The sequence below is a fragment of the Agrobacterium genomosp. 2 str. CFBP 5494 genome, from assembly GCF_900013495.1.
In the GTDB taxonomy this organism is placed as follows: Bacteria; Pseudomonadota; Alphaproteobacteria; order Rhizobiales; family Rhizobiaceae; genus Agrobacterium; species Agrobacterium pusense.
The window spans coordinates 2,145,067-2,156,569 of record NZ_LT009718.1 but is presented as its reverse complement, the minus strand read 5'-3'; the positions used below and the strand labels follow the sequence as shown (position 1 = coordinate 2,156,569).

General features: G+C 59.3%; 14 protein-coding genes. 2 read left to right on the top strand and 12 right to left on the bottom strand.

The features are described 5' to 3' along the window. The 8 genes from AGR2A_RS10695 to AGR2A_RS10665 form a co-directional block, all read right to left on the bottom strand. Window positions 1–325 (bottom strand): transcriptional regulator (locus AGR2A_RS10695; protein ID WP_080822822.1); only part of this gene is annotated, 325 nt, incomplete at its 3' end. Continuing rightward, on the bottom strand, window positions 322–957 hold the full coding sequence (locus tag AGR2A_RS10690) for a hypothetical protein (RefSeq protein ID WP_080822820.1): 636 nt from the start codon (window positions 955–957) through the stop codon (window positions 322–324). The genes AGR2A_RS10695 and AGR2A_RS10690, both read right to left, overlap by 4 nt. Beyond that, complete coding sequence (locus tag AGR2A_RS10685; RefSeq protein WP_072493261.1) at window positions 957–1,715, bottom strand: AAA family ATPase; 759 nt, start codon at window positions 1,713–1,715, stop codon at window positions 957–959. The genes AGR2A_RS10690 and AGR2A_RS10685 overlap by 1 nt, the downstream gene beginning before the upstream one ends. 62 nt (window positions 1,716–1,777) lie before the next feature. Further along, a complete protein-coding gene (locus tag AGR2A_RS10680) occupies window positions 1,778–4,027 on the bottom strand; it encodes a DDE-type integrase/transposase/recombinase (RefSeq protein WP_286079585.1) in 2,250 nt (749 codons plus the stop codon). Continuing rightward, a complete protein-coding gene (locus AGR2A_RS29550) occupies window positions 4,024–4,197 on the bottom strand; it encodes a hypothetical protein (RefSeq protein ID WP_167378190.1) in 174 nt (57 codons plus the stop codon). The genes AGR2A_RS10680 and AGR2A_RS29550 overlap by 4 nt, the downstream gene beginning before the upstream one ends. Further along, window positions 4,194–4,658, bottom strand: coding sequence for a hypothetical protein (locus AGR2A_RS10675; RefSeq protein WP_202036622.1), 465 nt, complete (start codon window positions 4,656–4,658; stop codon window positions 4,194–4,196). The genes AGR2A_RS29550 and AGR2A_RS10675 overlap by 4 nt, the downstream gene beginning before the upstream one ends. Further along, window positions 4,655–5,506 carry a ParB/RepB/Spo0J family partition protein gene (locus AGR2A_RS10670; RefSeq protein WP_167378189.1) on the bottom strand — a complete coding sequence of 284 codons (852 nt, stop codon included), beginning with the start codon at window positions 5,504–5,506 and terminating at the stop codon, window positions 4,655–4,657. The genes AGR2A_RS10675 and AGR2A_RS10670 overlap by 4 nt, the downstream gene beginning before the upstream one ends. Before the next feature lie 47 nt (window positions 5,507–5,553). Beyond that, window positions 5,554–5,859, bottom strand: a complete 306-nt coding sequence (locus tag AGR2A_RS10665; protein WP_080822817.1) for a helix-turn-helix domain-containing protein — start codon at window positions 5,857–5,859, stop codon at window positions 5,554–5,556. Between the two features lie 166 nt (window positions 5,860–6,025). Here AGR2A_RS10665 and AGR2A_RS30060 point away from each other — a divergent pair, with 166 nt between their 5' ends. Beyond that, a complete protein-coding gene (locus AGR2A_RS30060; protein ID WP_286079584.1) occupies window positions 6,026–6,805 on the top strand; it encodes a LexA family transcriptional regulator in 780 nt (259 codons plus the stop codon). Between the two features lie 281 nt (window positions 6,806–7,086). Here the strand turns inward: AGR2A_RS30060 and AGR2A_RS10655 are convergent, their stop codons facing one another. Beyond that, on the bottom strand, window positions 7,087–8,127 hold the full coding sequence (locus tag AGR2A_RS10655) for a GlxA family transcriptional regulator (protein WP_004442297.1): 1,041 nt from the start codon (window positions 8,125–8,127) through the stop codon (window positions 7,087–7,089). Between the two features lie 271 nt (window positions 8,128–8,398). Next, window positions 8,399–8,617, bottom strand: a complete 219-nt coding sequence (locus AGR2A_RS10650) for a DUF1127 domain-containing protein (RefSeq protein ID WP_004442294.1) — start codon at window positions 8,615–8,617, stop codon at window positions 8,399–8,401. Between the two features lie 70 nt (window positions 8,618–8,687). Here AGR2A_RS10650 and AGR2A_RS10645 point away from each other — a divergent pair, with 70 nt between their 5' ends. Then, entirely contained in the window at window positions 8,688–9,626 is a 939-nt protein-coding gene (locus AGR2A_RS10645) for a LysR family transcriptional regulator (RefSeq protein ID WP_169692031.1), read from the top strand. Window positions 9,627–9,671: 45 nt separating this feature from the next. Here AGR2A_RS10645 and AGR2A_RS10640 read toward each other — a convergent pair whose 3' ends face one another. Both AGR2A_RS10640 and AGR2A_RS10635 read right to left on the bottom strand, forming a co-directional pair. After that, a complete protein-coding gene (locus tag AGR2A_RS10640; RefSeq protein ID WP_034498988.1) occupies window positions 9,672–10,592 on the bottom strand; it encodes a methylenetetrahydrofolate reductase in 921 nt (306 codons plus the stop codon). Between the two features lie 90 nt (window positions 10,593–10,682). After that, complete coding sequence (locus tag AGR2A_RS10635) at window positions 10,683–11,459, bottom strand: formyl transferase (RefSeq protein WP_034498985.1); 777 nt, start codon at window positions 11,457–11,459, stop codon at window positions 10,683–10,685. Between the last annotated feature and the right edge of the window lie 44 nt (window positions 11,460–11,503).

The following is an 11,503-nucleotide window of genomic DNA, read 5'->3' as shown; positions in this document are numbered from 1 at the left end:
CCGCGTTGGCGCTGGCGGTGCTGAAGGGGCGGCGCTGCCAACCGAGGCAGACATCCCGGCCGATCTCCTGCAGGACCGGGCAGCGCACGGTCTCGGACATGAGCGCGCCGCGAACGAGCTGCTCGATCCGGCCGACATCGCCGGGATAGCTGTTCGAAAGGAGCTGGCTGACGGTCGAACCGGCATAGCCGATGCGTTTTCCGACCAGCGTCTGGTTTTCGGCGTTGCAGGCCTCTGCCAGAGCGATAATCCATTCCGGAGGCTGCTCGCCCCATGCGGCGCGGGCCTTTTCCAGATTGTCGGGTTTGGGCTTTGTCGGGGTCATGGCTGGACCTCGACAGTCTCCGGCTCGCCGAAAATCTTCTCGGCGTTTGGGTCATAGATGCACTCGGTTTTGAGGAGCTTCGGCGCGATCGGGCCGGTGTTGCGAACAAGCCGCCAGATCGTTGGCTCCAGTCGGGTTCCCTTCTGCAGAACGGTCAGGTACCCGGCCCGGAGCAGGCAGGAAATGTAAAGCCGGGCCGAACGCTGTGCGACCGTCAGCGAATCCGTCGAGGCATGCACCGAAATGTCGATGAGCTTGAAGCCATTCCTGAAGAACGGCGAGCGCATGGCGTTCCAGAGCGCCTGCCGAGCCGTCATCGGATCGGCGATCAATGTACCGTCTCGCTTGAACACGGGCGTGGCCGACTGTCGAGCTACGATGCGGAACAAGGCCATGCCACGCGGGTTCTGGTCACCGGTGCGGGTGATGAGTTCGGCCTTTTCGCACATGGCGAGGAAGGTCGAAATTTGCTCCCGGCCGCGATTGTTGGACAGGTCGAAGATATCGTCCACGCTGAAGGGCTGGTTGCGCATGTCGGCGTCCATCATCAGCTTCCAGTAATGATCCTGACCGGTCAGCACGCGCTGGCCCTTGGCGACGGAAATCTTGAGTGCGATCGGAGTAACCCGCATTATGCTGCCTCCTTTCTGGAAGGCAGGCGCGAGCGCGAGAACAGGCCGTTACCGCCCTCGTAAGCTGCGAGGTCGATGGAGCTAAGGCCCATCCTCGCGGCCGCCTCGGCAATGTTATGCAGAGAGTTGCCGACGCGACGGACACGGCCTTCGCCCTCGGTTCTGGCCTTTTCGAGCAGGTCATCCGCAATCGACAGCTTCGGATAGAATGTCCGCGCCAACGTGCGGGCATCTTCCATGTCGCAGGGATGGGCATATTTCGTATCGAGGACGAGATCGCGGAAGCGGTCGCCGACATGTTCCAGTTTCTTCGGGAACAGCTCCTCGCCGATCAGCATCACCGGCACGCCGCTGGCCTTGGCAATGCCGCGCACCAGCTCGATCAGGTTCTTTTTGATGAGCAGATCGCCTTCATCAATGATGAGCGGGCGGCGCGGATCGCGGCAAAGAAGGCCGATGACCTCGTCTTCCATGTCGGACAGCGTGCCGCGTGGCTGGTAGACGCCGAGTTCGGAGAGGATCGAGCGCAGCAGCTTGGCGCGGGTCCATGTGTCGCGCACTTCGACATAGGCTGCGCCGGTCTTGTTCTGGCAATAGAGCGCCGCTACGCTTTTGCCATAACCGGAATAACCGGCGAGAACGCCGAGGTTTGGTTGCAGGGGATGACGGTTCTGCAGCGACCGGACAAGAGTGAGCGCCGTAGTGACGTTCTTGATCGGTGCCGTGTCGCCATTGACTTTCATCGGTTGTGTCGTCATTTTGATCCTCGTAATTATTGCAATGCAGAGGGGGCGATGGCAGTCGGCCCCTTTTTCTTGACCTAGCCGCGTAGTGCGGCGTCGATCCCGAAATCCTCGAAAATGTCCCGGCGCGTCTGGTAATCGGCGCTGGCCTTGTAGCGGGCGAGCTTGCCCGCCGTGGCGTCATCGATGACGACACCGGAGGCGATCTGCGCCTCTACGGCCTGCGCCCACTTGAACATGCGGGCGCTGTCGGAAAGTGCCGCGTCCGGGTCCAGATGAATGACGGTGGAATTGCCCTTCAGCTCGGCCTCGCGGACGATGGCAGCGTGGATTTCCGCCGCCTTCTCATTGAGCGTGGCAGGCTGCGGCACCTTCGGCGCGGTCATGGCCTCCAGTGCGGCGGCAATGGCGGGCGTGCTGTGCTGCTGTTCGCGCTTGGGCAACTGGATGACGTTGGCGGTACCGGCTTCGCGCTCTGCCTTTTCTTTTTTGGCAAGGCGGATGGTGCGCTCGATACCGGACGGTCCCTTCTTCAGTTCGCGGATATCGGCCTTGATCTCGCGTTCCTTTTCGCGGATCAGTTCGGCGGCAATCTGTTTTTGCGCCTTGACGTAAGCCTGTGGATTGACCTCAGAGAGTTCCGGGCAGATGGCGACATCGAGATACCGGCCGGTTTCGCCGTCAAAGACGTACATCTTGCCCATGTCGAGCGGATCGAGGCGGCAAAACACATCCGTTCCGACCATGATGGAACCGGCGAGATAGAAGAAGCCATCGTTCTGAATGCCGCGCTTCTGCATGACACGGTGGCCATTCTTGCCAGCGACAGGCATCAACAGGGCATCCAGTGCGCGCTCATCAACGCGGTTGATCTTCGCCAGAGAAGCGGCTGCGACCTCGTTGGGTGTACGGTCTTTCAGGCCGCCGTGTTCACGCTCGTGATAGACATATTCCAGCCAGTCATCGATATGGCGCTGGAGCTGCTCGGCGGTCAGAGCGACTTCGAACAGGTCTTTTTCGTCTGCACCAAGGCGTTCTGCGAAAGACTTGCGACCCTCAATCGCTTTCCGATCGGCGACGGAATGGCCGATGTAACCGGGCAACTGCGGGCATACCTCATGCTGGAACGTCTTGATGACGCGCTCGACATGGCCTTTCTGCTCGGGCGAATAGGCGTCGGAAACATCCGGCTCGATACCGAGATCGGCGAAGAGACGCTTGATCGAAACTGCAACGAAATCGCTTCCGTTGTCGGTCTTGATGACCTTGGCCACACCCCATTTGAGAATGGCTTTGCGCATCATCAGGCCAACGGCAGAAGCACGCGGCGTTTTGGAAAGAGTGATGACCAGCCTGCGCGTGGCGATGTCGATGCAGGCATACAAGGAATGGCGGCCGTCGATGCAGAGCGCATCGACCGGAGAGGCGTCGATCATCCAGAGCGCGTTCGGGTCGGTAATGTGGCGGAAGGTGCCGGTACCGGAAATCTTCATGTGCGACCGGAACTTGTCCGGGTCGGTGATCTTGGTCAGGACTACCTTTTCCGAAGACTTCAGCTGCGCGATGAAATGCTGGAAGGTACGCTCCGGCGGCAATGGCTTCAGTTCGCCGTTGCGGTCGATCAGCTCCGCGCCAAAATGATCCTTGCAATAGCCTCGGATTACATCGGCCGACAGCGCCGGGTTTTTGGCGATCCATGCCAGCACAAAGGCGCGGACCTCACCGGCGTTCGCGGTGTCGAGCAAGCCCTTGCCCTTGCGCGCCTCGGAGCGATCCACCGCAAGCTTGTCTTTTGCACCGGCCTGTTTGGCCGAGCGCCACCGGAAAACCGAACGCTGCGAAATCTGCGGAAGGATGTCCTTCACCCAAGCATCCGCTTGGATCATGTTCATGTTCCACCGGTCGCAGAAGATGAACATGGAGGCCTGAACTGAGATTGAAAGGCCCTTTGAGAAGGTCTCAAAGGCGGCGACAACAGCCAAGCGGGCATCGCGTTCGCGCCGGGCGCGATCGGTCAACGATGCCGAGGCAGCGGGTTCTGGCTCGGGTCGTTGGTCCACCGGCTCGCTGCCGACAACCATGTAGCGCTGCACATAGGTGACCTGGGCGAGCGTCGGGAATAACCGATAGTGATACTCCAGACCGCCGCCATAGCCAGCATGGTTGCGCGTCAATGAGGGAACGTCGTTCCAACCCTCGCGTTTCGCGAAACGGATTACGGCGCTCTTTGTGGTGGGCAGGCCGGGCAAGGCTTCCTCCGCGATCTCACGCGCGGTTAGCCATTCCTTCAGGTGGCGCTTTTCGGAGGCAAAAGGGATAGTGTTCAACGCATTGCCCTCACGATAAGGACGAGCGTCGTGGCGACCTGCGAGAAATAGATCATTCCGAGGATGAAACAGAGGATGGCCCACAGGGCGGAAACGTCTTTTACGATCTGGCTTTTCGCGACACGGCAGACGAGCTGCAGGAATGGCGCGATGCTGCTGGCTATATTCATCGGCGTGCTCTCTTCCTTACGGCGCGAGCTGCTCTCAGCGCCTCCATTTCCTTGATGTGATCCTCAAGAAGCTGGTCCTCGATCATCTCGGCGTATTCGTCCTCGATGACGGTCAGGCCGAACTCGCCCGGCACGAAACCGAGCAGCTCCTTGGCTTTGGTGGCGTGGACAAGCGCGATGAAGGCATCGAGCGGAATGCGGTGTTCGCCACTTCCTTCCGACGCCCACTTGTCGAGCATCGCGCTTGAGATCGTGCGGCCGAGGTACTTGCTCATTGCGCTGGCGATCTCTGACCGCTGAAACCCGTCATCGCGGGCATCGCGCAGGGCGCGAGCGATGAGGCGGGAAATGCGGTTATCGAGTGGGCCGCGACCGGTCACGCCTTCCTCGTAGCGGATCGCCACCTGCGGCGGCGTCCACTCGAAGAGGTCTTTCGTGAGAGGGTCGCGGCGTTTGCTCATCGGCGAGCAGCCTTCCGCTCGGCAAGCCAACGCATGACGGAAGCTTCGTTCAGGGCGAAGAACGCGTCCTGTTCATTGGGCTTTAGCCGTGTGAAGCGGTCGTTGAGCTTTTCCCACGCGGCCAGCGGATTGGCGCGGGGAACTTGGTCAATGATGGCAATGGCGTCGGCGTAGTTCGTCGCCTCGCCGGAAATGAGCAGCTCCACGATACGAGCGGCGCGCTCGTAAGGCTGGCCAGCGATATCCAGAAGGGTCTGTTGGTTGTCTGCCAAGCCCTCATCAAGCGCGATACGGTCCCGCAGTTCAGCCGGGATACTGGCAATCTTGAGAGCGTTGAAAACATTGCGGCGGCTGATCTTGAGGAAGCGCTGTGCTGCCTCGCTGAAGGTGCCGGAGAACGCGGCGGCGGTCTCGATTGTCTCGTCATCGGAGTTTAGTGCAGAGTTTGCACTTAATTCCTGCTTTGGCTTCGGGCCGCGCCGGACCGGGTTTGCAGCCCGCCAGATTGCACACCAGTCGGCAACGTCGACACTATGCTCCAGCGCCGTCAGTTCGTGGCGATAGAGGGTTTCGGAAATCTCGGTCAGGCGGATTTGAGCGTCGTTCGCGAATTCGTCTGATTGGCGAACGATGGCGGATATTTCGATACCGAGCGATGTGGCTGCGGCAAGGCGCTTGGCACCGAAGACGAGGCGATATCGCCCCTCGGTACCGGCGATAACTTCGACCGGAACGCGCTGCCCGATCTGTTGGAAGCTTTCGGCCAACGCCTGAATGGCGTCAGGGGAGACTCTTTTCGCGTCGGAGGGGACGTCGATGAGTTTGGGAGACAGAAGTTCAATCTGCATGTGGCACTCTGGATTGTCAGGAAAGGTTGCGCGGCCTGACGAAAACATCAGGCGGCGCTCTGCGCGCCGTCAGGCTTCGACGACTTTTTTGCTCTGGTGTTGCCGCTCTTCTTGCTGCTACTGTCATCGCGGTCGTGACGACCAAGCGTGTAGCTGTCGGGAAACATCTCGCGGAAAGGCACGCCCAGTGCGTTGGCAAGAGCCTCGGCACCGGGACGGCTGGCCCCGATCAAACCTGCACGGCAAGCGCTCGCATAAAGGCCAGCATCGAGAGCGATTCCGGTCAGGGTTTTATTCTGACGTAACAGTTCCTCTTTGATGGTCGTGCGAGTCCACGTTTTTGTGGGCGTCATGATTGCTCCCTGTTTTTCTGACCTTCGGCAAAAGGTTGGTTTGGTTGGGGGTTGGCGTTCAAACTTTGTTGCAACGGGATATTCGCGTAATTACGTGAAAATGTCAATCAAACTCTCGCTATTGCGCGGGTCACAGTTTTGAAATTCACGTAATTCCGAAAATCCCATGGAAGGCATTGAAAATGTTTGGGAAATTTCGGGGAAATGCGCGGTTTTCCAACCGTGTCGCTTGGTCACGGTTTGCGTTATGACGGGAGAAACGTTCTCGCAACGCCTTGAAATCGTGCTGGACGGCGAATCAATTCACGCTTTTTCAAAAAGGGCGAAAATCCCTGATTCTACCTTTCGCCAATATTTGGCTGGCACCATGCCCGGGCTGGAAAAGCTCATCTCGATTTGCGAGGCTGGGAATGTATCGTTGGATTGGCTGGCGACGGGGCGCGGGCGTATGCGGCCAGACAACGACAACGTTGCTGGAACGTTGATCGTCGCAGGAGAGCCGAACATCATCTCAGTTGACGGAAGACAGCACGATATAACACTGGTTCCGCGCCTTGACGTTCGCGCATCTGCCGGGCTTGGCTTGGTCGCATTTCAAGAGCAAGCTGTTGAAATAATAGCGTTTCAGTCTGAGTGGCTTAGGTCGATCGGCGTTGCGCCGTCATTTGCCCGCATCATCACAGCGCGAGGCGATAGCATGGAGCCGACGATCCGCGACGGCGATGTTCTTTTGATAGACACGTCCGTGACCGAAGTGCGCGATAACGGCATCTATTGTGTGGTTTACGGGAATATGCTGCTGGTTAAGCGCGTTCATCCGAGAATGAACGGCTCCCTGCAGTTGATCAGCGACAATGCGGTGTATCCGCCAGAGGAGGTCACCTCCGCCGAGGTGCCGGGGCTGTCTATCGCCGGTCGGGTGATGTGGTATAGCCGGTCACTGTGAGAGCCAGCGGCCGGGCGTGCTGATTCCGTTCCGGCCGCGTTGCCTGCCATTTGTTCTTGCGGGCGAATTTTCTTAGAAGGCCCTTTAAGACGTTCTCTATGGTGTCGTATGTCCCGAGAAAATAAGGCCTCTAACCGCAGGGTCCCGGATTTTCCCAGATATTCCCGGTTAAAGCCTCCTCCTGCCATCTGGTGTTGCGGGTTACATTAGTCCGGCATGACGGAGGACAGGTTTTTGCTCTGAGACAAGTCCTGTCGCGCTCGGGACCTTCAACTCCGCCTTCAATGGGCGGCCTTGCCTGCCTGGCTCGCCATTGCCATGCGCGAAGCACTGATCAGCAGCTTGCGCTCGGCGCGCTCCTGCTGCGGGGTGCGATTGTAGATTTCGCGATAACACTTCGAGAAATGCGACGCTGACACGAACCCGCAGGCGACGGCGACTTCCACCACCGGCATGGCCGATTGCACCAGCAGGTGACGGGCGCGGTCAAGGCGGATTTCAAGGTAATAGCGGGCGGGCGAGCGGCCCATTTCCTGGCGGAAGAGGCGTTCCACCTGCCGGCGCGACAGATCGGCGGCGTCGGCGATATCGAGCAGCGACAGCGGCTCGGCAAGATTGCCTTCCATCAATTCGATGATCGACAGAACCTTGCTGTTCTGCACGCCAAGGCGGGCGCGCAGCGGCAGGCGCTGACGGTCGTTGGGGCTGCGCACGCGGTCGGTCAATTGCTGTTCGCAGACGCGGTTGACGAGGTTCTCGCCGAAATCCTGGCCGATCAGGCTCAGCATCATGTCAAGCGAGGCCGTGCCGCCGGCGCAGGTATAGATGTTGCTGTCGACTTCGAAGAGATCTGCGTAGACTTCCACCTGCGGGAAGGCTTCGGAAAAGCCGGGCAGGTTTTCCCAGTGGATCGCGCAACGTTTGCCGTTGAGGAGGCCAGCCTGCGCAAGGATATGGGCGGCGGTACAGAGGCTGCCGATGGCGATACCGCGATTATAGGCTTCGCGCAGCCAGGCGTTGACCGATTTGTTGATGTGTTGATCCACATCGATGCCCGAACAGATGATTGCCATTTCCGGGCGGTTTTCGCCGCTGACATAACGCCGCTCATCTGCAAGACAGGTATCGGCCTCAAGACAGATGCCGCTCGATGACATGACCTTCTGGCCATCGAGCGAGGCGATGCGCCATTCATAGGCCTGGTAGCCCAACATTCGGTTGGCGATGCGAAGCGTTTCAACCGCTGCGGCGAAGGGCAGCATGGTAAATTGCGGAATGAGAAAAAAGACGATTGAGCGCTTCTTCTGGGAGTTTCTGCTCATTTGCCCGTGCTCCGTTGCGAATACGCAATTCCTCCCTTGGAATTGGTCTTCTGGATGTCCTGTATGCGACATCTTTAACGAAAAATACGCCGTGGAATCGGGGCTGTCAAAAAATAGCTTTTGAAATATGCAAATTTTGCGACAAGCCTTTTTAAAGGGCGTCGCGTCGCATGTAAAACAGGCAGGCCAATTTACGCCCGGGGGCCGCCATTTACCCGCAGAGGGCGATGGCTCGCGGGCGTAAGAAAGGCTGCGAGCCATCGGCCGGCGGTCATTTGCGAATGACGCTTCTGCCGTAGTTGTCGGTTGTGGGCCATCCGATATCCTTCAATGTTTCAGGCGGGAGCGCTTCCAGCGCGCGGAGCATCCTCGCACGGCGCCATGACGCATAATGGGAGGCGATATTGCCTGACAGGCGCTGCAGCCAACCGGCGGATGACGGGCGATGCGGGGAGCGGTTCGCCGCGGGCAGGTAGTGTATCATGGTCATGTCTTCATCCTTTCCTGAACCACGATTGATGTGAGGATGGTGCGCCGTTGTTGACATTCAATCAAACGAAATGATATCCATCTATAAATCAAAATATTTGAAGGTGCGTGCCATGACCGTGACTTTCCGCCAACCGCTGCCGTTGCTGGATAACGACATATTGAGGACCTTCGTCGCCATTGCGGAAACGGGAAACTTCTCGACCGCCGCCGAAGTCGTGTTCAGAACACCATCGGCCGTTTCGATGCAGATCAAGAAGCTAGAAGAGCAGCTGAAAACGACGCTGTTCCTGCGCGATGCGCGTTCGGTGACATTGACGGCGCATGGGGAGACGCTTCTGACTTATGCGCGCCGCATGATTGCCTTGTCCAACGAGGCCGTGTCGCGTTTCGTCATGCCCGAATTGTCCGGTGTGGTGCGTCTCGGCGCACCGGAGGATATTGGCGAGCGCGGGCTGCTGCCGGGCATTCTCAAGCGTTTCGCCGAGGCTTTCCCCGGCATCATGATCGACGTCACAATCGATGCCAGCTCCAATCTCTATAAGCGGATGGACGAGCAGCGTCTTGATCTCGCCCTCGTCAACTGTGCTTCACATCCGCTGAGGGATACCGGCGAGGTGCTGATGCGCGAACGGCTCGTCTGGGCGGGTGCGAAATGCGGCACGGCCTATCTGCGCGATCCGTTGCCGATCTCGATATGGGAAGAGGGCTGCATCTGGCGTTCGGAGGCGATTCATTCGCTGGAAAAACGTGGGCGCAATTTCCGCGTGGCCTATCTCAGCGGCCACACGATGGCACAGCGTGCGGCGATTGCCGCAGATCTCGCCATCGCGCCGCTGCCACGATCCTATGTGCTGAACGACATGGTCATTCTGGGCGAGAAGGAAGGCCTGCCGGAACTCGGCTATTTCGATATCCGGCTGATTATGGGCGACAAGGCGTCGCGGCCGGTGCTCGCAGTGGCGGAAAGCATTCGCAATGCATTCGTCGAGGTCGCGAAGGCGGCATGAGGCGAAGGAACGCGTCACGGCCATCATGCGCCGTCGACGCGCCGCTTAGATCGCCACCGAACCCGTGGCTGCGGCGTGATCCGCGTTTTCGGTCCGCCAGCTGCCACGACTGACCAGCCAGTCTGACGACGCCTGCAGCCCGCCGAAGGGAAAGACATGGATCTGCCGGATCGGTCCTTGCGGATTGTCCCGCCAGTGCCGTTCGATCGGCCCGACGATGCTTTCCGGTGAATGGCCCCTGGCAAGCGTGGTCAGGGAAAGCGCGTTTTTCTTGAGATAGGCAATGGAATTGCCGACACCGCAGAGCGCGGCGTATTTCAGGAGCGTGGTGATCTTGGCCGGGCCGGAAACGCCGATATGCACCGGCAGATCGATACCGGATGCGGCAAGCCCCTCTGCCCAGGCGATGAAGCGGGCGGAATCAAAACCGAACTGGGTGACGATGCGCATGGCGGCGTCGGTTCTTTCGCCAAAATCGCGTTTCAGCCGCAACGCGGCCGTCGCCGTTTCGTCGTTGAAATCGGGGCTGCCTTCCGGATGACCGGCAATTGCGATATGCCTGATGCCGCAACGGTCGAAAATGCCCGTGGAAAGCATGTCGATGGTAGACGTGAACGGGCCCTCTGGCTTCTCGACGCCACCGCCGACCGCCAGCACGTCGGTCACGCCGGCGTCGCCGGCAAGCCGCTTCACCTGTTCCTCGAAATCGATGCGAGAGGCGATACGGCGCGCCGCAAGGTGCGGAACGGGCTCATAACCGAGATCACGCAGATGCTTTGCGGCATCGACCAGCTTCACCTGCGAGGCGGCTCCGGTATCTGTCAGATAAACGCGCACGCCCTGCGGAAAAAGACCGGCAAGACTTGCCGGGCCAAGCACCTGCGCGGGTGAGGCCTCGATGGAGGCGGGGATGACGGAAGTGGCGGAGATATCGGGCAATGTGTGCATGATCCTTTTGATTATCATGCACCGTTTTTGAGGCCAAGTCTGTGCCTGTTGCGGCAAGACAGCCCTGCATCTGCGACGAAGCTTGAGCCGAGCGCGGTGCCGGCGGCGCTACCAGACCCGTTTCGTCAGACCGTTCCAGAGCCATGTCCAGATTGTTGGTGGAAAGCGGAGCACCGACTTTCCGGGCGAGGGCGGCTGCGGCGCAAGGCTGCCGGACAAGGCGTCTTCGATGGCATTGATGGCGATATCGACCGAGGCTGCTGTCAAGAGAAGGGGATAGGTGGCGATGGTGTCGGACGGTGAGGGTTTCAGCCGTTTTTCGTAAAGTGTGGCGCCGGTATCCACACCCTTGTCAACGAGATGCACGGTTGCGCCGAAATTGCCCCGGTCCTTTTCCACCAGCGCCCAGTATCCACCCATCTGGCCGCGATAGGCCGGGTTGATGCCGGCGTGAAAATTGATGATGGGGCAGTGCAGGTCCCTGAGCGTCGCCGGCGTCAGCAGACGGCAGGAAATGGTGAAGATGACAGCCGGTTTCAGGAGATTGGCGGCCTTGCGACATTCTTCATCGTTCAGCGAGGCGAAATGCGTGACTGGAATGGTGCCGCCCAGATCAGGCAGGAGACCATGCTCCGCAATGATCTCTTTGCTTCTTCGTACCGTGAAGCGTTTGCCGAGCCGCGATGCGACCATCGTCGCCAGCTGGCCCACTGCGACAATCCAGCCGAGGCGTCTTGCCCGGCGCTTGAGGATGGCCGATTTGCTTTCGGGCTGTTCCATGAACACATGGATGTCGGGAAATCGCGCTGCCAGCGCATTGATCATGACGTTAGGGTTCACGCCGCCCGCCGTCATCACCAGAAGCCGATTATTGATGTCAGTCATATCACCCACTGGATTTCTCAAGCCACGATCCACGCGCAGTTTCC